8 protein-coding genes and 1 pseudogene are annotated in these 24,214 nt (G+C 41.9%); 1 reads left to right on the forward strand and 8 read right to left on the reverse strand.

The genetic code is table 11. From position 1 onward, the window contains the following. Window positions 1-380: 380 nt before the first annotated feature. From ABIB39_RS17310 to ABIB39_RS17345, 8 genes and pseudogenes are all read right to left on the reverse strand, one after another. On the reverse strand, window positions 381-3,146 hold the full coding sequence (locus ABIB39_RS17310; protein WP_354431431.1) for a glycoside hydrolase family 2 protein: 2,766 nt from the start codon (window positions 3,144-3,146) through the stop codon (window positions 381-383). 232 nt (window positions 3,147-3,378) lie between these two features. Continuing rightward, window positions 3,379-6,474 carry a glycoside hydrolase family 2 TIM barrel-domain containing protein gene (locus ABIB39_RS17315; protein WP_354431432.1) on the reverse strand — a complete coding sequence of 1,032 codons (3,096 nt, stop codon included), beginning with the start codon at window positions 6,472-6,474 and terminating at the stop codon, window positions 3,379-3,381. Window positions 6,475-6,818: 344 nt separating this feature from the next. Further along, on the reverse strand, window positions 6,819-8,147 hold the full coding sequence (locus ABIB39_RS17320; protein ID WP_354431433.1) for a vanadium-dependent haloperoxidase: 1,329 nt from the start codon (window positions 8,145-8,147) through the stop codon (window positions 6,819-6,821). Between the two features lie 3 nt (window positions 8,148-8,150). Then, complete coding sequence (locus ABIB39_RS17325) at window positions 8,151-11,492, reverse strand: VCBS repeat-containing protein (RefSeq protein WP_354431434.1); 3,342 nt, start codon at window positions 11,490-11,492, stop codon at window positions 8,151-8,153. A gap of 103 nt (window positions 11,493-11,595) precedes the next feature. Then, window positions 11,596-13,284: a RagB/SusD family nutrient uptake outer membrane protein gene (locus ABIB39_RS17330; protein WP_354431435.1), complete on the reverse strand. Its 1,689-nt coding sequence runs from the start codon at window positions 13,282-13,284 to the stop codon at window positions 11,596-11,598. 9 nt (window positions 13,285-13,293) lie between these two features. Beyond that, entirely contained in the window at window positions 13,294-16,494 is a 3,201-nt protein-coding gene (locus tag ABIB39_RS17335) for a SusC/RagA family TonB-linked outer membrane protein (protein WP_354431436.1), read from the reverse strand. A 527-nt stretch (window positions 16,495-17,021) separates the two neighbouring features. Continuing rightward, window positions 17,022-17,369: pseudogene (locus ABIB39_RS17340) on the reverse strand (glycoside hydrolase family 125 protein); the annotation flags it as partial. A 67-nt stretch (window positions 17,370-17,436) separates the two neighbouring features. Further along, entirely contained in the window at window positions 17,437-19,716 is a 2,280-nt protein-coding gene (locus ABIB39_RS17345) for a GH92 family glycosyl hydrolase (RefSeq protein ID WP_354431437.1), read from the reverse strand. A gap of 311 nt (window positions 19,717-20,027) precedes the next feature. On the opposite strand from ABIB39_RS17345, the gene ABIB39_RS17350 reads away from it, so the two are divergent. Continuing rightward, window positions 20,028-24,203, forward strand: a complete 4,176-nt coding sequence (locus tag ABIB39_RS17350; protein WP_354431438.1) for a hybrid sensor histidine kinase/response regulator transcription factor — start codon at window positions 20,028-20,030, stop codon at window positions 24,201-24,203. Window positions 24,204-24,214: the final 11 nt, after the last annotated feature.

Consider the following 24,214-nt stretch of genomic DNA (forward strand, 5'->3'; position numbering starts at 1 on the left):
GTGCCATAGATAAGGTTGCGGATCTTATATGAACCCCAGAGCCAAAATTGGTACAACTCGGTGTAGCGTTTAGTGTAAACGAAAAGTTTTCCATTTTTAATTATCCGGATAAAATCCGTTTGCTCGGTTACCCAGATATTCCCATTGCCCGGAAAAGTAATCGCGGTAGGAGAATGCAAGCAAACTGCACCGTTTGTGCGTTAACTGTATTAAGCGGTAACGAACCAGGATCTGTTGTCCGATGGTCTTTAAAACGAAATGCTTACGTAAGAAGAAAAAGGCATGTGGCCGCGCCCACACTAAACAGGATAAGATAGAAAACAAATTTACTCCCTGGTAATTTTTCATATTGATGTTTATTGGAAGATTGAATCTATTCATCATTGGCTAAAATCAAACCACAATGTCCCGGTTATTTTTTCGCCGGTGGCGTGGTTTTTCTGACTTTGCGGCCCTAATACATCTGCTGGCTGAAACTTAGTACCGATGGCACTTATAGCTTTTAAGAACCCTATCGTACCGGCAGGAAAAGCGGGTTCTACGTTATTATTTTGAAGCCCATCTTGTTCCCGGGACGGGTTAAGCACTTGCAAATAAGTATTTTTATCAGCTATATAAATCGTAAACGGCGATTCTTTATTTTCTATGACAACCCAGTTAACTTCAGCGTGGTAGCCTTTGAACTCCGGGTATCCCCAGGTTTCTCCTGTTATGGTATTGTTGTACGCTTTTTGCCAAACACCAAATGCCTGGCCTTTCAGCCTGTTTTTCCAAACCCGGTAGGGTCCGCGACCAAGCCATTTCATACCTGTAATTTTATCTTCGGGATAATTGAAAGTGATACCCATAAAATAGACGTCGCCGTGCTGGGTGTATTGAAATTCCATCTTAACGGGTTGTTTAGTTGTAAAAGTCCATTTCACATGTAGCGGAGCAACGCCCTGATAATTGGCTTCCACAATATACTGTCTTTTGCTGCCTTGATGGGTGAAGCTCTTCAACTGGTTATCTATGCCTGCCAAAACCGGACCACCCGATAAAGAAACGGTGCCTGTGGGTTTCATCACCTTTTGTATGTACCCGGTTGATTTATCAAAAAAATAATTTATTCCACCGCATTTCACAATCAAAACACCATCGTTTTCTTTTACAATTATTAAAGATTTGGGAGGAGGGATAATTGTTTTTTTAGCAACGGCCAAAGGAGGAGTAATTGCCCAGCTCCAGGTGAATATCTCTTTTTTATCCGGGCCATATGCGGTGAGATACAGCGCGTCGTTTCTTCTCCACGATGAAGGTAGCTTTAAATTAAGTAAGCCTTTTTCGCCGGGTTTGATATTGGCTACAGCAGGTATGCCGGTAGCATTTACTATTGCTTCGGTTTTTTTATCGTGTGCTGTTGGAAATTTTACCAGTTTCCATTTAAAGGCACATTTGTTCATGTTAGTAAAGGCATACCTGTTCTCTACAGGTATCTTACCTTTAAAGGTACCATCTATAGGTTTCGATTCAATATAAACCGGCGACCAGATTTCTTTTATGGTATAAAAACTGGCTTCTTTTTCACGATGTGGACCAACTATACCATCAGGTGCATGATTACCATCGGTATCGTAAACACCGTTTTTATCGGTACGAATAATCGCCTCATCCAAGAATGCCCAGATAAAACCGCCTGCCCCATGCGGGTGTTTTAACATCATGTTCCAAAAATCATCAAGCCCGGCACCGGCACCTCCATCGTAAAGCCCGTGCATAAACTCTGTTGGAAAAAATACTTCTTGCCCTTTAGCGGCAGCTTTAACCATATAATTATAATCAGGATAATGCTTGGTATCGGTTCCGTTAAATTTCTCCCATGGATGTATAACCGTGCGTCTTTGTAGATCATATAAGGCATAGTCATTGTCCAGTCCCCTGTTCCACCCGCCTTCATTACCGTTGTCCCAAAAAACGATAGATGGATGATTTACATCGCGAACCACCAATTCTTTTACCAATTTACGGCCGACTATGGTATCATATTTTGCCTGCCAGCCGGTTAATTCATCCAGAACGTATAAGCCCAGAGAATCGCAAACATCCAGAAAATCCTGATCCGGCGGATAATGCGACATGCGCACCGCATTCATATTCATTTGCTTCATCAAGCTTGCATCCATTAGCTGGATACTGTGGCTCAAGGTACGCCCGGTTTCAGGCCAAAAGCTGTGCCGGTTACTGCCTTTAAATATTACCTTGGCCCCGTTTACATAAAAGCCATCATTTATTCGCAATTCAACCGTACGGAAACCGAATTTTTGTTTAACACGGTGAATAATGTTTGGTTCCTCTTTTATAGATACTATTAGCTGATAAAGGTTAGGGAACTCGGCGCTCCATAATAATGGTTTGTTAATGTTACTTTTTAGTTCAAGATGCTCCGCGCCAGGCTCTGCTTCAATAGCAAAAGCTTTACCTACATTTTCGCCGTTTAGTTTTTGCACCTGCGCCTCGATGGTTTCACCGGCTTTTAAATTTTGAGGATATAGATCCAATTGCAGTGAGCCGTCGGCTTTAGCGTTCACAGCCATCCTTTCAATGAAAGTTTCGGGAACTATTTCCAAATAAACCGGACGGAAAATCCCGCCGAATACCCAGAAATCACTATTACTGCGCTCAGCATCATTTACGGACGAGTTTGCCGAATTTTTGTCGACAGTTACCTCCAGCATGTTATCCCCATCAGACCTGAGCAGGTCTGTTATATCATACTTAAAGCGATAGAAGCCTCCCTGGTGTACCGGACCGGCTTGTTTACCATTGATCTGAACTTTGGTGTCCGTCATCGATCCTTCAAAAACAATGAATACTTTTTTGCCTTGAAATCCTGCAGAAGAAAAATTGTACTTATAATTTCCCTGTTCAGTAGCTTTAACTTTGTCGTGCCCATAATTATAGGTACCAAAGCCCTGTTGTTCCCAGTTAGATGGAACTGCAATTTTTGTCCACTTACCGCTGTTTCTGCCACCGCTACAATAAAAATCCCACTGCACGGTATGATCTTTATCAGTCCCTGAAAGGTATCTTGTAATGGTTGCTTGTGAAAAAACATTGAAACAGATCAATGTGAAGGATGCTTGCAGAAATATTTTTTTAATAATCATTTTTCAGTGATATGTCGTTATTAGCTTTTACTCTACAAACTAAGTTACCTAATCTTCCATCAAAGACTATTTTCTACATTTTGTACACGCTAATTATCTTACAATTATTTGTAGTATACAATTGCCATGACCACGACTACTCTGGAACTAAACGAAAGGAAAGGAGCAAAAGTTAAACTGTTTAAATTTATTTCGCTCCCTAACCTTGCTCACATTATATAATTATTAACTATTATTTCTTTTGGAACAATTGTATCTGATAACTGAACACGGTTGACTTCGCATATACCTTGTAAGGTTCCAATGGTTGTGGCCCGCATCCGTTTGAACCAACCCCCAGTGTTTTATGACTGATACATAAAACAGTTCCCTTGCTTTTCGGCAGATCTATTTTATACTCTACATTTTCCATTTCCTCGTCGCTGAATGGCAATGCCGCCACCTGCATTAAGGAGTCGACTTGCTTAATATTCATTCCTAAACCCTTTGCAGATGTCACATTCGCCCAGCGAACATCTTCATGATTACCGCATTCCATTGGTTTTTCATACGGGGTTAATTCCTTAACTACGCTGCCCGAATAATGGCCAACATCAAACCCGCTCTTACGATCCCCATAGTTTTCCATGGGCCCACGTCCCAGGTAATCAAACTGGTCAAGATCTTTATTGAGGAACATTCGTATACCAATGCGTGCCAGAACCAGTTTAGGATCGCTGAAATCCACGTTATTCACCGCTTTAATAACGCCGTTACCATTTATCGTATACACTGCTTTATGATGGACGACAAAGTTTTGTTTGCCGGTACCTGTTAGGCTTACGCTGATCTCCACTACGTTACTCGCAACTTGTCTGGCCTTCACGTCATCCGCTGCCCAGTTTATAGCTTGTAATCCATTTTTTACCCAATCGCCATAAGCCCACATATCATCTTTTTGATGCGGGGCACGCCATAAATGCAGCATTGGACCGCCGTTGTCTCTCAGGAGGTTTTCTCCGTCTCTTTCCATTTTTGTGAAAGTGCCTTTCGTTTTATCGAATTCAAGGCTAAAATCAGCACCTTTTACTTTAATGGCGTCTTTTGAGTCATTTAATGTCAGGTTACCACCTTGCGAGCCGTTTATCAAAGCAGGTATTGGTGTATGTAATTCAAATTGCTGTGCAGCAATTTCGAATCCTTTCGGAGCCCATAATTTATCTGTTGCCAATTGGAATGAGACCCGGACAAAATATTCCGCGCCGGCTTTAGGCTTTACTAGATAAGGTAACTTTATATCTTTTTCGTTACCCGGACTAATGGAGCCTACCAATAACGGTCCTGATGCGATAGCGGTACCGTTTTCGCTCAGTTCCCATTTGGCGGTAAAGCTGTTAAGATCGATGAACTGATAGCGGTTTTTGATGGTAAATATTTGGGTTTTAACATCCTTTGCTCTGATGCTGATCCATTGATAAGCATGTTTCAATTCAGGAAAATGCGGCTTAGGTGACCTGTCTGAAAACACAACGCCTTTATGAATGAAGTAGCGGTCATTCGGGTATTCGCCAAATCCACCGCCAAAGGCGGTTATAGGATGTTCAGGGTTCCGGTTATTGTAAATACCCTGATCCTGCCACTCCCATATCGCGCCGCCCAGTAAGGCCGGATATTTGTCGAATAATTCGTTATAAATATCTACAGAGCCCATAGAATTAAACATGGCATGTGCATATTCACATAAATAGAACGGCTTGGTAAGTTTTGGATCGGTAGCAGCATTTTCCAGGCTTACTACGTTTGTGTACATTTGACTGTCCATATCTGCAGGGTTTCTGTCGTCGCCTGTACCAAAACCTTCGTAATGTGTTGGCCTTGTAGGGTCTATCGCCCTAACTGCTTTTAATGCAGCCCTAAAGTTAGTGCCGCCGCTGCCGTTTTCATTACCTAATGACCAGATCATTACAGATGGGTGATTTTTGAAATTCTCTGTATTAGCTACATTCCTGTCTATTATAGCCGCTTTAATCCTCGGTTCATCGTTAAACTCGTTCATGGCGCCATGGCATTCCACATTGGCTTCGGCAACAAGATAAATGCCATATTCGTCACATAATTCGTACCACCTTGGGTCATCAGAATAATGGCAGGTACGTACATGGTTGCTATTGGTTTGTTTAATCAGCACAATATCCCGTATCATCTGTGCTTCGGTTATCGCATGCCCGTCGTCCGGCCAGTTCTCGTGGCGGTTTACCCCCTTTAATTTTATTGGCATCCCATTAACCAAAAACAAGCGCCCTCTGATTTCAATCTCGCGAAACCCGGTGCGTGATGAAAGTGTTTCTACCGTTTTGTCCCCATCTGTAAGCGTAATAACAGAAGTATAAAGCTTCGGTGTTTCTGCTGTCCATTTTTGTGGGTTGCTTACTTTTAAATTCACATTAACAGTAACCTCTTCTCCAGGTTTTAAAGCTGGAATCGTTTTTTTGCCGGTTGCCCCTGGTACAGGAATAGTACCATTGTATAAAGTAACGCTTACCTGACGTGTTTTTGTTACTGTGCTGCCGTAATTCTTAATTTTTGTAGTAACTAAAACATTTGCGTCGCGGTATTGCTTATCAAGGTCGGTTTTGATAAAATAATCCCTAATGTGTTGTTGCGGGCTGCTCCACAATGTTACGTTGCGAAAGATGCCGCTTAAACGCCACATATCCTGATCTTCCAAATAACTGCCCGTTGTAAAACGATAGACTTCTACAGCTAAAGTATTTTTACCGGGATGCACATATTTCGTCAGGTCAAATTCTGCTGCATTGCGGCTATTTACACTGTAACCAACCTTTTTGCCGTTCACCCAAATGAAAAACCCAGCATCCACTCCGTCAAAAGTGATAAAGGTGCGGCGGCCCTCCCACTGTGCTGGTAAGGTAAAATCACGACGGTAACTGCCTACCGGATTCCTTTCTTTATAAGCGGTAAATTTTTCGGGTGGCGTGCTCATCACCTTTGGGAAATCTTTTTGAAATATGTAATTGAAGTTACTGTAGTAAGGCGTTCCATAGCCTTCTACTTGAAAACATGATGGCACTTTAATTTCTTTCCAATTGGAATCATCATAATCAGTTTTGTAAAAATTAACAGGGCGCTTTTGTGGCCAGTCTACCCAATTAAATTTCCATGCGCCGTTTAAACTCCGACTAAATGAGGATGCATGTCTTTTGGCTGCCAGTGCTTCTTTTAAAGAAGCATATGGCATTAATGTCGCATGGCTCGCTTCCTTGTTGATGCCAATGTTTTCAGGGTCCTCAATTTCTTTGGGCACAAATGCCGTATCAGACTTTGACAAAAAAGTATTTGGTTGTTGCTGTATACCATAACTTGCCATATGGCTAAAACAAAAAATAACAATCAGTTGAAAAAAGGCGATCCTTTTCTTAATTAGGGTTCTACTCATAAGATAATAATATATTGTAATGAAAGTACTAACGCGCTTTGTTTTTGACTAACAAATAACTATAAATTATACACTGGTTAATTGCCCTATCATACATATTTATTGCCAATGCGTACCATAAATCATTAACATTTGAGTGTTGACGGCCTATCACAGCCAGTTTCTTAATCTTTTTGGCCGCGCCATTAACGATAATGGAGTATCGCACTTTAGATTAAAGCCACAATTTTTAGTCGTCATTTCATTTTAGTTCCGTTCGCTTTATTTAAAATAAAATTACCCACCTGCGAACCTTGTACAACACCATTGTCAATAGCATCCATAAAGTGTATCCCACCCCAAAACCTGGAAATTGCAGCTTCTTTTGCCGCTTGGGCGAAGGAATTAAAATGTCTTGCCGGTATGCCAAACTGTACTTCAACATTATCGATGTATTTAAAATCGTTACCGAAGTAATGTGTAAGGATAACAGCAGAGGTTGCAGAAACTACAGAATGTCCGCTGATATATTCTGGGAATGGAGGTGTTTGCAGCAAAGGTTTCCAATGAGGATCAATATACATTCGGATGGCAGTTTCCGGCCGGACGCGATTAGTACGGTATTTATCATCCCAGCAGCAGATAAAGGCATCCATCAGACCTACGGCCACCATTGTGTTTACCTCCATCGTTTTGTTAAAATTAGCTTTACCCTGCTCACAAGCAATGGCGGTTATGCCCATCCAGTGCGCGCCTGGTGAAATCTTTTTTAAGCCAATCAGCATATGCCCGTTGTTTTGAACGGCGAAAGGGTTGCAATCCCAAAAATTTGCAATATTTTTTTCTTCCAGGCTTAAACCTTTGCCGCTTTTCGTATAACTCAGTTGTAGGATTTTATAAAAGGCTGAATGCTTATCTGCGGAAAACGGAATAGGCGCGGCGGGTACAAATTGAGAAGCGGAATCAAGCGTTAGGGTGCGTACAGTATTAAAATAAGGCTCAACCGGTACCATGTAGGAAGGGGGTGTCAGATCCCAGCTACCCGGTACACGTTTAAGCTTATACCTTGGATAATTACTTATTTTACGGTAACCATCCGCTTTTGCATAAGCCAGTATCTCCCTGCTGATAACTTGAGCATAGCTTTTTGAACTATCGACCACTTGGCTGGTAAAACCTATCCTACGACAGGAATCTAAAAATACATCTTCGTGTTTGGCCATTAAGTTCCCGGATGGTTGTAGTTTGGCGGCTGTTTCGAACATGGCAAGCACAGCGCTTAACTTAGGGTTATAGGGCGTATTGGTTTTAGGCAATCTTATAACAGGATATTGGTTTAAGATACCATGCATACTTTTAATATGCTTGTCATTCTGGGCCATTACCTCATACCCAGCCAAACAGGTATAGGCAAAAAAACGCGCGGCCAGTGGTGGATTGGTCACGTCATGGACCATTACGTCCGTCATATGCGCTGTTACTTTTCCGATATCCCGGTTTGTTAACTCAGGCTGGTTTTTTTTAACACACGCTGCCATAAAAAGCAGTAGCAGCACTGGCAAGGTTATTAGGGCATTTCTTTTCATTGCTTATTGTTGTTGGTAAGCTTTAAACCGGCCTTGATCAAGGCTAAATAGTAAAACATTGTTGAATTGCAGCACTCCCCGTATATCTCCCCATAAGTTAAAGCCGGAGTGCTGCTGATCCACATATCTAAAACTGCCTGCACCATTGCCTTTCAGTAATATACCGTAGTTGGCATCGTATTTGCCAAAACGAATACGGCTGTGGTTGATATTGCCACAGAGCAGCAAGTCACTTTTACCGTCATGGTCATAATCCAGTGTCATTATCTGATATATCGGTGAATACTGCGCCTGTAAGGGTAATGCCGCAATTTGTAACTTGCCCTGGGCGTTACTAATAAAAAGGGTTGTCGCCAAATGATTTGCGCTAAGGTGACCGGCACCTTTCAGTTCTTCGGAAGTAAATACTTGATCAATCGTAGCATCAGCATAACTTTTATAATCGGAGAAACGGGTACGCATCACACTGATCTGGTCAAGCATTTCATCGCGGCTTACATAAGGATAACTTTTATGCTGAATGTAAAAACACAGCATGGGGTCCATTGACCCGTTATCGTCAAAGTCCTTATAAAACAACTCTGCTGGTTCAGCATCGCTTGCCCTGCATTGGGTATTTAAACCCAAATTACCCGCAACAATATCCGGGTGCCCGTCATGGTTAATATCACTTGCCTGGATGCAGTTCCACCAACCACTGTATTTTTTATCGAAATATTTTACCGACGCATCGGTTAGTTTCCCGTTCGCGTTTTCCAAAACCCTTATCGGCATCCACTCACCCACGATAACCAAATCAGGCCTTTTATCGCCGTTCATATCCACCCATGCAGCATCAGTCACCATGCCTATGTGTTTCAATAAAGGGTTATAGTGAACGGTTTGATTGGTAAAATGACCTTTGCCGTCATTTATTAAAATATAGCTTTCCGGCGTTTCCGGGTACCGGCCCGGGATAACACGGCCACCAACAAACAGGTCAGGCGAACCGTCGCCGTTGATATCGGCAACTTTTACACAGCTTTTGCTGCTTAGCATTTTTGGTAGGCCACCTATTGCTTTGGTGAAATTTCCTTTACCATCATTAAGGTATAGCCTGTCTTGCAACAGCGGGTCATCCGTCAAATAGTCGGCGTAGCCACCGGATGCCACATAGAGATCGGGCTTACCATCGCTATTGGCATCAAAAAACAGCACCGCTGCATCGGTGCTGTTTTTGTCTGCTGCAAAAGCAGGATTGGGCTTATTTACAAATTTTAAATTTTCCTGCTGCAAGTATAGCATTCCGGGTATTCCATCATGCCCGCCAACATACATATCTTCTAACCCGTCAGCATTTACGTCGCCTTTGGTAATAATGGCGCCCGAAAAAGAAACTGGGTTAACCATTAAGGGCTGTCGTTTAAAATCGTTAGTGGCGTTTTCGCTTTCGTGCGATACGATGGGCGAAGTAATTTCCTTAAATGCAGGCGTTATCTGTTTTTTGCTGATAGCGGATGTTATGGCATCCTTTTCCTTCAGGGTGATCGCCTGATCGGCTTTTATATTTTGAACTAACTGCATTTTACCGCGTTGCCAGGTTATCCGCAGGGAATCTATCTTTTGATCTTTACCAAGGCCAAAATGCAATATGGGTGACACCCCGGATTGAAAACCCCGTATGGGCATTTGTTCGAGATATTGGGTTTTATTGCCCTTATAGATCGTCACCCTGGCCCCTATCCCCTGCGTATTAGCATCGGCACCTTTTAAGCTGATGGAAAGATAATGATTGCCGTTTTGCTTTATCGCCTGGTTTTCGTAAACAAAAGCCGGCCGGTTAATATTATTGGTTACCAGGTCAAGGTCGCCGTCATTATCAAGGTCAGCGTAAGTTGCGCCATTACTATTTGAAGATTTTGTTATGCCCCAGTCAGCGCTGGTATTTGTAAATGTCGTGTTGCCATTATTTTTAAAAAAGTAACTGCTAACCTTTGATGAAGGCATTCGGTTTACAATGTTTAGCAGATCCTGGCGCATCACATTACGGTTGCGCAGGTTATCCCCCATAAACTTGAGGAAGTCCATATTGGTATAATCACGGGTATAGCCGTTGCTTACAAAAAGGTCCTTCCATCCATCATTATCGTAATCAGCAAATAAGGGGGCCCAGCTCCAGTCGGTATTGGAGATACCGGCTAACTGCCCAACTTCGCTAAATGAATTATTGCCGTTATTTACATGAAGCATGTTGCGCATGTACTGGTAGTAAAACCCGACCCGCAGGTTCAAATCGAAGGCATCATAGTTATCGGCACCGAATAAAAGTTTTTGACGCTTATTATCCTCGGGAAGCATGTCCAGCGTATAGATATCAGGCTTGGTGTCATTGTTAATATCGGCTACATCGTTACCCATAGAATAAAAGGAGGTATGACCAATTTGCTTTTGAAGCTGATCTGTAAACCCACCCTTCCCGTTATTGATATATAATCGATCAGGTACGCTATAGTCATTTGACACATAGAAATCCGGCCATCCGTCGCCATTAATATCAGCTATGCCGGCCGCCAGCCCATAAGAAAATGAGGTGTTAATTATTCCAGCCGCTGCTGTAAAATCAATAAAGTGCCCATGATCATTTCTCAATAAGCGTATCCCCGATTCTGCATCCGGTTTACGTATCATATCCTTAACAGAAATATCATCAACAAGACTTATCCGTTGCGGATTGTGGTTTACCAGTAAAAGATCAAGATCACCATCGCGGTCGCAATCAAAAAAATAAGCTTGTGTACTGAAAGACGGAAATGCGAGGCCATAATTAGCAGCCTGATCTAAAAACAGCGGCACACCAGAATTATTGTTACCCTGATTTATAAATAACTGGTTAATGCGTTTTTCAGCTTTTATTTTCCCGGAGTAGCATACATAGATATCTAGTTTGCCATCACCATTAACATCCGCCAGCGTAACGCCGGTTTTCCAGGGGCCCGGACGGCCTGCTACCCCAGCCTGTTCAGTAATGTCCTTAAACTGCATATGATCCTGGTTCAAATACAGTTTATTATCAGTCATGTTCGCGGTAAAGTAAATATCCTGTAGGCCATCGCTATTTAGATCTCCGACAGCCACACCTCCGCCATTATAAAAATATTCATACATCAACACGTTGGTGTTTAGACCTTCTGTTAACGTATTGGTGAAATTAATATGCGTTTGTTCTTCGGATAATAATTTAAATAAGGTTTGGTGTATCCCCGCTTTTTCGCATCCTGTCAAAAACAGCAATAGTAAACCAGGTAAAATAAACAGGAACACCCTACTATGACAAATAACAGAAAATGCTAACTTGGCTAATTTCATCGTTTTGTTGGGATATTGATAAATGAAGTAATCATATTAAACAAAAAAACACAATCCCGGACCAGCCGGGATTGTGAACGTAAATTAAGTTATAACTAAAGCCTCAATATCCTGGATTTTGTTTAAGCTTTGTGTTTTGGTTAAGAATCCGTTGCGGTATAGGCAGCCAGTTCATGTACTGTGAAAATGTATTTTGAAATACTTTAACCGGCGTGTAGGTTAACACTCCTCCACCGCCTACTGTAATCTTCATACCATATTCAGCAGCGGTTAAAACGGCCGGCCCTTTTGTGGTGATATCCCAGCGCCTTATATCATACCAGCGTTTATCTTCAAAAGCAAGTTCTACACGACGTTCACGACGGATATTTTCCCGCATTTTCTCCTGACTTAATCCTGCCGGAATCTCAGGCAGGGCTACCCGCGCCCTAACCTTTTTAACCGCGTCATAAACCGATTGATCCGGTCCCACAGCTTCATTTTGCGCTTCCGCATAGCTTAAGAGCACTTCTGCGTAGCGGTAGAACTGATAATTTGAGGTACCTGGGCTGGTTCCAAGACTTGTTTGGCCAAGGATAGATTCGTCCAGTGTTTTGCGCCCATTGTAACCGGTATTGGTTATATCACTTGTAGAACCAAGATCTATCTGATTACCACCCCCTATTCTTGATAAAAAGGGTTCGCCCTGCCAGGTTGAGCCATCATATACAATAGATTTATAGAACCGTTGCTCCCTGTTAACGTATGGATGCTGGTCGTCATAACCAGAACCAGGATCATTGATAGGTTTACCATTATCCATTTCATAATCATCCACCAAACCTTGGGTGGGTACTATATTTCCCCAGGCCTGTTGCCCGCCATGAACAAAAACCGGCCCCAAGATCCCCTCGCGCTTATGACCCTTACTTGGCAGCGCATAGCCCCTGGCAAAAATAGTTTCACTATTCCAATTATTGACCGCTAAAAATTGCGCACCATAATCCGGAAATAGACCATATGTGCCCAGGTTCATTACTGCAAGATTGGCAGCCGCAGCTTTCGCCCATTTTGCTTTATCGTTGGTTGTATTAGCTAATGGGCTTGCAGCAAACAGATCAACTGCGCCCTTTAATGTTAAGGCGGCTCCTTTTGTAGCGCGCCCTGTGTTTTGGTTATCTGTTGTTGCGGGTAAATCTGCCGCTGCTGCATCACAATCAACTTCTATAAAAGCAAGCGTTTCATCAAAAGTGCTCCTGGCAACAAATATGTCGCTGCCATCTAAATTATTTAGCGGCGTTGATATTAATGGGACACCACCATAATTCTGTAATAACAAAGAGTAATAAAAAGCCCGTAAAAATTTAATCTCAGCAACGCGGGATTTATAAAAGGTTTCAGAAAAGTTGCCTTTATTTTTATCTGCCTGTTGCAGAAAAACATTACACTTCCTGATGTTGCCGTACACCGTTTCCCATCTAAAAGCGTTTACTGGTCCATTGGTGGCCCCATCCGCATTAGGGTTGATCGAATTATTGCGTATGATTGCCTGCCCTGGCTGGTTTGACGCCCCAGTCATGCTATTATCGGTCCACTGATCAAGCATTTCCGTATTGTTATTCAGATCCGGCAGATTATTGTAAATATCGTTCACAAACAAATCGGCATTAGTTTCAGAACTGAATGTGGCATCATCTGTTACAATTCCTTTAGGAGGCACGTTTAAAAAGTCGTCTCTTTTACAAGCAGCGATACTTATAACCAGGAAGGCAATTAAAAAGACTTGTCTGTTTTTTATGTTTTTGAGTTTCATATTAATCTTTTAAAAAGTTGCGTTGAGTCCTACTGAAAGCACACGTTGCTGATAATAATTTTGGTTACTGCCGGAATTTTCCGGATCAATACTTTCTTTCATGGAAGGTGTCCAGAAAAAAATATTTTGGCCCGCGGCATAAATCCTTAATGAGCGGATCGTGTTGCCCGTTAATTTATTGGGGAATGTATAACCAAGCTCTGCGCTTTTTAAGCGGATGTAAGAATTGTTTCTTAAATACCAGCTGGATACTTGTGTGTTGTTGTTAGATGGCGTATTAGTTACCCTTGGATAGGTAGCATTCGGTGTCGAAGGCGTCCAGTGGTCCTGGTAATAAAGTTCGGTAGCAGACCCTGACCCCAAAAATGGGAACACATAATAATTTTCAAGCCGGATATTACTTAAACCAGAACCCTGAAAAAGCAGATCCAGGTCGAAGTTTTTAAAGGCGATCCTCGGCTCAAGACCCCAGATAAGCTGCGGCGTTTGCGGGTGTCCTATATCGGTGTTATCATCGCCGTCGATCCTGCCATCAGGCGTTCCGTTAGGGCCGCTTAAGTCGGCGTAACGCAGGTCGCCAGGATGTACCGGACCGAATGTTGGTACGGGGATCCCTGGCTTTAAAACTGGGTTTGTAGCTTTGGGATCTACGAAATCCGCGTCGCTGAAATAACCTAGGGCATTGAGTCCATACTGCTCACCTAAAGAGCGACCTGTTTGGCGCCTGTTTGGATTGTTGAAGGTTGCACCGTTTTCGAAAACTTTAAGCTGCTTGTTTTTCGCATACGTTAAGGTTCCTTTTATATCCAGCCTTAAACCGTTCGAGAAGTTTTTAAAAGAAGTGATTGTCAGATCGACGCCACGGTTATCAATAATACCCGCATTAACAGGGCCGGTTGCAACGCCGTATTCTCCAGGCAACACGGCCCCAATGGTAACCAAAAGGTTTGACCGCTTTTCATAAAAGTAATCCACTTCCAGCCCTAAAGCACCCTTAAAGAAGCTGCCTTCAAAACCTATATCGGTTTTATTGGCTTTTTCCCAACTAAAATCAGCATTTTTCTGAAGGTTTTCATAAATTCCCTGTGTGGCATTTCCTCCTATCACTGCGGACGTTGAAGCGACATTATACTGGCTTAGATAAAGGTAGGAACCATTTGGATAATTACCCGACTGCCCCCAGGAAGCCCTGATCTTTAGGTTGTCTATCCAGGTAAAATTGTCCTTGATAAATTTCTCTTCAGACAGTCGCCATCCTGCAGAGAATGCGGGGAAGAAACCAAATCTACGGCCAGGCCCAAAAAGGTAACTGCCATCATATCTGCCTGTTGCCTCGAAAAGATATTTTTTATCATAAGCATAACCAACTCTGTAAACATATCCGATTTGCTTTTGCCCGCCGGAGCTACCTCCCACAGTAGCGTCACTCGGAAGAGGGCCGCCAAAATCCAGTTCGTCTATATCAAGGTTATAGTTTATTCTATTAGCAGAGAAATTATTAGTCCTTACATTTCGGTACTCAGCCACCAGTAAGCCGGTGATATCGCTTTTCCCAAACGAACCCGAATAATTTAGAAGACCTTGATAGGTAAGTGCATGATTTTGTGTATACGCTTCATAGAATTGCGGTTTCGAACTTCCCTGAATACTTTTGTTGTAAACGTAAGGCTTCTTTAAGGTATCAACCGTATAAAACTCAATCGGTGTTGTGTACCTACGAGTAAAGGATGTATTGCCGCCAAATACAGGGTCCGGGCCGTTATCATAGCTTATTACCCCTTTTAAACTCAACCCCTTGATTGGCAATTGTTGTTCTATTGATAGTTGGGTTAATAAAGACGTGTTTTCATTTACATGATAACCGCTGCCGTAGATTTCACCTATCAACGACTGACCTATGTAGCCTGATGGCAATCCGTTATTGTATCGAACCGGATAGGTAGGATTTTGCCTTTGTGCCTGACCAATGATTGTACCTGCACCTTGTGATGGAAAGTGCTGGTTCTCCAGATAGCTGTTAACCGAAAAGTTTACCGTTGTGGTTTTTGTAGCCTTTGCTGTTAAGTTTAACGAACCGTTATACCTGTTCAGATATGTGGTACTCCACATACCGGCCTGATGATTATAGCCCACCGAAGCAAAATACCTTATATCATCATTACCGCCCGAAAGCGTAAGATTATGGTATTGAATAGGCTGATTTTTTAAAATGATGTCATCCAGAGGATGACCGTCAGAATGGCCGTCAGGATCCGAATGGTCTTTAAATTTCTGAAGGTCACCGGCGTTATAGGTTGGGGTACGTCCTTCGTTCGCATCTGCTTCATTCCTTAGCGAAGCATATTCAAATGAATTTACAAACCGTGGAACGCTGGTCGGATTTTGCCAACCGTAATAACCACTGTAAGACAAGGTAGCCTTTCCAACTTGTCCCGGTTTGGTGGTCACCAATAACACCCCATTTGCTCCGGCGACGCCGTATGGCGCAACAGCGGCTGCATCTTTTAGCACACTAAACGTTGCTATAGTATTTGGGTCTAAGCGGCTGAAATCACGTGGCACACCATCTACGATCAACAATACACCTTGGCGGCCGTTGGTAGATGTACCGCGTATCTGGATGCCTGAGCCATCGATACCCGGCTCACCACTTCCCTGCGTGGCAATAAGGCCTGAAGCCCTGCCCACAAGGCTGTTTGTTAAATTCGCAACCGGTTTCCTGGCAATCTCTGCCGTATTTATGGTCGACACCGCTGCGGTAGACGAGGTCTTCTTTTGCGTGCCATAACCTACAACAATCACCTCATTCAGATTTTTATTAGTTGGTTGTAAGCTAATGCTTAAGGTTGTTTTTCCATCAATTGCCGCCTCAACAGCGTCATATCCGATATAGGTAAATATCAAGATAGCATTCTCTTCGGCCTGCAGCGAGAAATTTCCATTTACATCAGTGACCGTGCCGATGCTCGTCCCTTTAATTTTTACAGAAACGCCCGGCATAGATTGACCGTCGGAACGATCAGTAACTTTTCCTTTTACAATTATGGGGCTTGTGTTTGCATCCTTAACAATGGCGTATGTTTTATTATCTAAAACTGTGGTTAAATTGTGTGCAGAACTAAGACCGGAGAAAAGTAAAAGAGCAATACTACCCAGGTAAAACCGTGGCTGTGAAATAATTGAAGTTTTTTTTAGTAAAGTCTTTTTCATAATTGAACTTTTAATTGCGCATAATGAGGGATTGGAATTAAATTGGTTTGATAACAGCTGTTTACTTTCATTGGCATTTAGGTGAATGGTTTTAAATTTTAAGGGTTCGATAATTTCGTTTAAATAGCGTTGCGATTACCACCTAACCGAAGCAGCAGGAGGTAAGGCACACATTTAATGCGTATTACAGAATGAATAATATGTACTTATTTAATTGGTTGGGACAAATAACATGTTTTATTAAAGCGGGAGTTTGCCAAATCATACATATTTATTGACATAAAGTGCATTTCAGAATTATTGGGCAATAAAGTCGACTTACACCTGACATTATTAAAAAAGATTTTCAACAGTGTTAAAAATGCCGGAATTTTTAACATTTGGAAACAATAGAATTATTTTGTCGGATAATCTAAAAGCAAAAAAGCGTCCGGATATTTGATCCGTAACGCCTTAGAATTAATCAACTACCGATCAGTCTCGCCTAATCAATCTTTTAAAAATCTTACCACTTTGTTATTTATAATTCAAAGTCGCAGCAATAATTGTGGCTTTTGTGTGTATGTTTCCCAAAGTAATTCGCCAAACAGCGTATTTGCCCATGCAAACCATTTACGGGTAAACTTAGTAGGATCATTTTTGTGGAATGACTCGTGCATAAAGCCTGTACCGCCATGCGTTTTGCGCAACATTTCAATACATTCTTTTATCTCGTTATCATCGGTACTGGTTAACGCCCGGATGGTGATACTTATAGGCGAGATCATATCTTTACCAATGTGCGGGCCGCCTATGCCCTCGCCTGCCGTGCCTTTAAAAAAAAACGGGTTGTTAAGCGATAAAAGCATTTTACGGGTATTTATATAAGTAGGGTTGGTACTCCTGCACCTAATATACTGGTGCTGCCAATAAATTGCCTTCTCTTCATTAAATATTTTTTAATTACTTTTCATTGGACAAGGAATACGGGGAATTCTCCGCTGCCGCTCCTCTTTGTTTGTTTGGCTGCGGCGACATCGTGAAGTTGATCAATCCTCCTTTGAGCAAGGCGTCATGATCTAACCAATTTTTATTATAGATCTTTCCATTGATATTTATCCTGCTGATATACTTGTTTTCGCTGCTGTTGTTTGGTGCGTTCAATATCAATTTTTTGCCGTTCTCCAGGTTTAAAGTTATACTTTTGAATAATGGTGAACCCAGCACATATTGATTGCTGGTTGGGCAAACCGGGTAAAAGCCCATAGCCGAAAATACATACCAGGCCGATGTTTGCCCATTATCTTCATCCCCGCAATAACCATCTGGAGTTGCCATATATAATTTTTCCATGGCTTCGCGTACCCGGTACTGGGTTTTCCAAGGCATACCCGCATAATTGTAAAGGTAGATCATATGCTGTATAGGCTGATTGCCATGAGCATATTGCCCCATGTGGACGACTTGCATTTCCCGCATTTCGTGTATGATCCCACCATTATAGTCTTTATTTCCAAATATTGGCGGCGCAGTAAATACGGAATCAAGTTTAGCTGCAAACTTTAGGCTGCCGCCTACTAAATTGATCAATCCCTGTACATCATGAAAAACCGACCAGGTATAATGCCAGCTATTGCCCTCGATGAAAGCACCGCCCCATCTGTAAGGATTAAACGGGGTTTCAAAAGTGCCATCCTGGTTTTTGCCCCGCATAAACCCGGTTGATGGGTCGAAAACGTTTTTATAGTTCAAGCTACGTTTTTTGTAAATGTCTGTTTCCGCAGCGGGCCTATTTAATGCTTTGCCCAGCCGGTAAATCGAAAAATCATCGTAAGCATACTCCAGGGTACGTGCAGCACTTTCACCAATTTTATCGCGTGGCACAAAGCCTAGTGCATTGTAGTATTCTACTCCCTTGCGGCCGGTTGCGTTCGGCCCGGCATTATTAGCACCATGTAAAAGTGCCTCATAAAGTTTATTGATATTGTATCCCCGGATACCTTTTAAATAAGCGTCGGCCACAACCGAAGCCGAATTGTTGCCGATCATGATATCGGCATAACCGGGACTGCTCCATTCCGGTAGCCATCCGCCCTCTTTGTAGGCATTAATAAGCCCCTCCTGCATCTCTTTGTCCATAGACGGATAGACGAGGTTGAGAAACGGATACAGCGCCCTGAACGTATCCCAGAATCCGGTGCCTGCAAACAAGTAACCTTGCTCGGTCTTACCTGTATAAGGGCTCCAGTGAATAATTTTATTTTCTCCATTGATCTCATAGAGTTTGTTCGGAAAAAACAACATCCGGTACAGGCAAGAATAAAAAGTACGCGTTTGATCTACAGAGCCGCCGGCAACGGTGATGCGGCGTAAAGTTTTATTCCAGGTATTCTTCGCCTTTTGCTTGGTCACATCAAAGCTGTCGTTACCCTGCTCCCGTCTTAAATTTTGCTCTGCCTGTTCAAAGCTTATAAATGAAGAAGCAACGCGCAGGTGAACTTTTTCACCTGCACTGGTTTTAAATCCAATTACCGCAAGGGATCTGTTTGAGTGAAGCTCGAGCGAGTCAGTCAGCACACTGTCGCGATAAGTGCGGGATACCGTAAAAGGCTTATCTAAATAAATGACGAAATAATTTTTGAAATTTGGCAAAGGGCCACGGGAATATTTGGTCGAATATCCGATAATCTTATTTTGGCCCGGAATGATCTTCACATAAGACGCTTTATCTAAAGCATCGATTACTATAAACGAGCTATCACTCTCCGGAAAAGTAAATCTGAACTGGGCGGAACGTTCAGTAGGCGTTATCTCTGTTGTTATATCGTGGTCTGCCAGATAGACAGAGTAATAATAAGGCTTAGCAACTTCGGCCTTATGCGAGAACCAGCTTGCTCTTTCATTTTCGGTAACTTTATAGTGTTTGGTTAACGGCATGATGGAAAACTGACCATAATCATTCATCCATGGCGACGGCTGATGCGTTTGCTTAAAGCCGCGTATTTTATGCGCATCATACGTGTATATCCAACCATCTCCCATACCGCCCGTTTGAGCAACCCATGTGTTCATACCCCATGGCAAGGCTACCGCCGGATAAGTATTGCCATTGGATAGTTCAAACTTCGAGTCGGTGCCCATCAGCGGGTTTATCCATTCAACAGGATCGGATACCGTATTAACCTGTTGTGCAAACGTTTCGCTGGCGACAAGTAAAGCGGCAATTAGGAGTAATTTTTTCATAAGGAGGATTAATTTGGCCTTAGGCTATCCTTAATATTAAAAGGCACCGACCTCACAAAGAACTCTAATTAATTAAACTACAGGATTGTTAAATCGTACATATTAATTGCCATTAAGTGCATTTTTATCTGGCTGTAATTATAAAATCCGTTATATAAACCCATTTTTGTTATTAACAAATAATCAGGCAAACAATTAAATCAATTCCAGGGTCTCCAATTATAAACGCGAGTAGCTTTACTTGCAACACAAACAGAAATCAAGGAAATCTTAATTGATTTTTTGGTACTATTACTTGAATTTTTTATATAATGAAAATTAGAGATCTGATTTGGTTTATGAAGCGATTGCGTACCAAGACTTCGTTCTTTTTGGTGCTGACATGCGGTACAATTCCTGGGTTTGCTTCGGGCCAGTCATACCCTTTTAAGTTTAATTACCTTACCGTTGATGAAGGCTTATCGCATACTGATGCAAACGATATTACCCAGGATAAACAAGGCTATATTTGGGTGGGTACTTATTTTGGCCTTGACAGGTTTGACGGTTACTCTGTAAAAAAGTTCTATAACAGCAACGTCCCTTTAAATAATGCTGCGAAGAACAGGATTACCTGCATCTATCCGGATGGGGAAGGCAATATCTGGATAGGATCCGAAGGAGGACTTCAATGTTTTAATGCCAAATCGGAAAAGTATAAGGACTTTATCGAGTCTAAAAACACAAAGACCCCTACCTTCTGGAAACTGTTTAAGCCCCTTGGTAATCTTATCTATGCCTATGCCAATAATTCTGTTAGAATCTACCTCATAAAGGGAAATTCAATCGTGCAACAAAAACTACTTCTCCCTGCCAACGTACATTTTTCATCCATGGAGCCTGATAAAAAGGGAACTCTTTATTTGTCAAGTGATAAAGGTGTCTGGACGTTGAACAAAAACGGCCATTTTAAAGCAGTTACTGTGGCTGGCCTTATCAACCGTGAATTATCCGGAGTTTTTTTTGATCGCAGTAATAACATGCTTTTGGCAAGCGGGAGCCAAGTACTGCGTATCAACAGAACAGGTAAATCTGTCAGTTCCGGGTTAACCGTGAGCAAGCGGTTTATCTGTGAGGGTTATCATTTTGTACGTGACGTTTTAAGAGACAGCAAGCTTGATTACTGGATTAATACCGGTTCGGCATTAATACGGGTGGATAGCAGCCTTAATTTCATACAGGAAGTAAACACACGTAGTTCAACACACACTTTAAATTCAAATTCATTAACCAAGGCGTTCATTGACCGAACGGATTGTTTGTGGATATGCACTTTTGGAGGCGGACTGAATTATTGTGACTTAAATGAGAAATTATTTTATACCCTTCAGCATAACCCTGCCGTAGCAAATTCATTAAGTGGTAACCATATCCGCTCTGTATTGGCAGACGGCGATCAATTATGGATAGGCACTACGGCTAACGGATTAAATCTATATAATTTAAAAACGCAGCGTTTTACCTATTATAATACTTTCAATTCGCCGCTTAAATTAAAAAACGATGTCATAACCGCACTTACTTTTGATAAAGATCACAATTTATGGATAGGTAGCGCGGCCGGCATAGAAATTTTGAGACCAAACGGGACTGAACTCTGGCGGCCACCGGGGTATGAAAACTTCCCGGCTTACGTAATTGATACCTTCGCGGAAGACTGCTACGGCAATATTTGGTTTGGCAATCATACGGACAAGTTTGGTGTCATATGGAAGGATGAAAAAAAAGCCTATCACGTTAAATACTATGGCGAAGGATTTTTTATTTTAGCTGATAAGGAACGGCCGCAATTACTTATCTCCAGCACAAACGGGTTAAAACGGGTTACATTTGACAAAACCGGAAATATTACCCAAAGTTATCTTTACAAAGCATCTGGCGCTGCTAATTCATTGAGTTCCAATTATACCTATCCGATCAGTAAACAAAATGACAGTACCTATTGGATAGGAACGATAGGTGGTGGTTTAAATAAGCTGTCGCTTAATGGAAAAACCAATGCTTATTCTATAAAAACTTACGCTGACGAATATGGCATATTTAAGGACGTTGAAAGCCTGGAGATAGATAATGAAGGCAATTTATGGATGGGCGGTAACGGGCTGGAGTGCTTTAACCCCATAACCGAAAAACTGATACGATATGATAAGAACGATGGCCTGCAGGGCAATAGTTTTAAGGTTGGTTCTTCCAATAAAGGTGCAGACGGAAGGCTTTATTTCGGTGGCATAAACGGCCTCAACTTTTTTTACCCGCAGCAGATAAGAGCTAATGGTGTTGAAGCTAGGCCCATTTTGACAGATATCCTGATTAATAATCAGAAACCCCTTTATGGCGCTCCCGGTTCATCCCCAAATGTCATCACACAAGCTATCGGTTATTGTAAGGAAGTAACGCTAAATTACTTGCAGAATAATTTTGTTATCTATTTTTCTTCTATGCATTTTGCCAATCCGCTAAAATGCAACTACCGTTATAAACTTATTGGCTTCGATAATGACTGGAAGTTTACAGACGGAAAAAATCCCAGTGCAGCTTATAGCAACTTGGATTACAGCAGTTATAAATTTGTAGTTGAGGCCACAAATAACGATGGGATCTGGAGCAAATCGCAAGCGGAGACTGCCATCATTATAACGCCTCCATGGTGGAAATCGGTAGCTGCCAAACTTATTTACAGCTTGATTTTTATATCAGTGCTTGCAGGGGTCTACATCTACCAGGCAAGGTGGTATCGTCTGAAAAGAGAAATGGCGGTGAGTGCGGTCAATGAGGGAAAGCGCGAAGAAATGCATCACCAGCGTGAAGAGCTTTATCAACAGCAGCTGATGTTTTTTACGAATGTTTCCCACGAATTTCGCACACCGTTAACCCTTATACTTGGACCACTGGAAAGTTTGATCAGTCAAAATAAAAACACGGCGCTCGATTATTCATACCAGTTGATGTTCAGAAACGCCAAAAGGCTCCTCAACCTCATCACCGAGCTGATGAACTTTAAAAAAGTTGCGGACAGCGTTATTAAACTTCAGGTACAGCCCTTAATAGCCAATCAGTTTTGTAAGGACCTAGCCTGGGAATTTCAGAATATGTCCGTAAGTAAAGGGATAAGTTTCGAACTTACCGATCACACAAAAAATTCCGAATCGTCCTTAACTGGGTACTTTGATGTACAAATATTAGAGAAGATACTTTTTAACCTTTTAAACAACTCTTTTAAATACACCAATGCAGGTGGGAGTATCTCTTTTGAATTATTTTTTGATATCGGGCAGTTTAAACCATCCTTTAATACCGGGTTTGAATTGCTAAATAAAGAACACCGGGCGAAAAATTATCTTTATTTTAGGGTTGCAGATACCGGAATAGGAATTTCCAGCGAATCCATCACCCGTATTTTCGACAGGTATTACCGTATCAGTAAAAATCACCTGGGATCCGGTGTTGGGCTTTCCATTGTAAAAAGCCTTACGCAACTGCATAAGGGAGATATTTATGTTTACAGTGACAGGTATAAGGGGACAGAAATAATTATTGGCATCCCATGGGGCGAGGAAAACTATAGCGACTCGGAAAAAGCAGCGGCCGGAATAGCTGTTGAAGCCCGGCTCGAAGTTATTGATAACGCCACTATGATCCCGTTGCCAAATCATGAGCAAGAGCATATCGCTACTATCGGTAAAATACGAAAGCATATTTTGCTTGTAGAAGACAATCAGGAACTGCGTACATTTTTGAAACATGCATTTGAAAACTTTTATGCTGTTTATGAAGCCGAAGACGGCAATTCAGCGATGGATATAGCGACTGAAAAAGTGCCTGACCTAATCATAAGTGACGTCATGATGCCGGGTATGAATGGCATTGAACTGTGCAGGCTAATCAAGGACAAATTTGAGACCAGCCACATTCCATTTGTGATATTATCTGCTAAAGATGCCTTGGACACTAAGATAGAAGGCATGGAATCGGGCGCAGATTTCTACTTTGCTAAGCCGCTAAGTATTGACCTTTTATTGCTAACCGTTAATAATATTTTTGAGCAGGCCGAAAAGCTTAAACAACGGTATACTAACAATTACCTTGTTGAGGCCACGGAACTGGTTCACTCCGAAAAAGATAAAGAATTCTTAAATAAACTCTTGAGCATTATTGAAAATAACATACAGGATCAAAACATAGATGTCGACTTTTTATGCGATCATTTATACATTAGCCGCACCAAACTTTATCAAAAGATAAAAAACATTTCAGATCAGTCGGTAGGAGAATTTATAAGAACTATCCGCCTAAAAAAAGCTATTCAAATAATGACACATGAAGACGTTGCAATGAACGAAGTAGCAGATAGGATAGGTCTTCAAAGCAGCTCCAATTTTTCAAGGGCATTTAAAAAAGAGTATGGTAAATCTCCACTACAATTTATGCAGGCTTTAAAGAAGGCTTAAAAGTGATCGCA

The organism is Mucilaginibacter sp. UYP27, from assembly GCF_040547175.1.
Taxonomy (GTDB): domain Bacteria; phylum Bacteroidota; class Bacteroidia; order Sphingobacteriales; family Sphingobacteriaceae; genus Mucilaginibacter.

Coding starts and splice junctions, on each gene's coding strand:
- ABIB39_RS17320 (WP_354431433.1), bottom strand. CDS start 8,147: ATGAAAAGAAATGCCCTAATAACCTTGCCAGTGCTGCTACTGCTTTTT.
- ABIB39_RS17330 (WP_354431435.1), bottom strand. CDS start 13,284: ATGAAACTCAAAAACATAAAAAACAGACAAGTCTTTTTAATTGCCTTC.
- ABIB39_RS17345 (WP_354431437.1), bottom strand. CDS start 19,716: ATGAAAAAATTACTCCTAATTGCCGCTTTACTTGTCGCCAGCGAAACG.
- ABIB39_RS17310 (WP_354431431.1), bottom strand. CDS start 3,146: ATGATTATTAAAAAAATATTTCTGCAAGCATCCTTCACATTGATCTGT.
- ABIB39_RS17335 (WP_354431436.1), bottom strand. CDS start 16,494: ATGAAAAAGACTTTACTAAAAAAAACTTCAATTATTTCACAGCCACGG.
- ABIB39_RS17350 (WP_354431438.1), top strand. CDS start 20,028: ATGAAAATTAGAGATCTGATTTGGTTTATGAAGCGATTGCGTACCAAG.
- ABIB39_RS17325 (WP_354431434.1), bottom strand. CDS start 11,492: ATGAAATTAGCCAAGTTAGCATTTTCTGTTATTTGTCATAGTAGGGTG.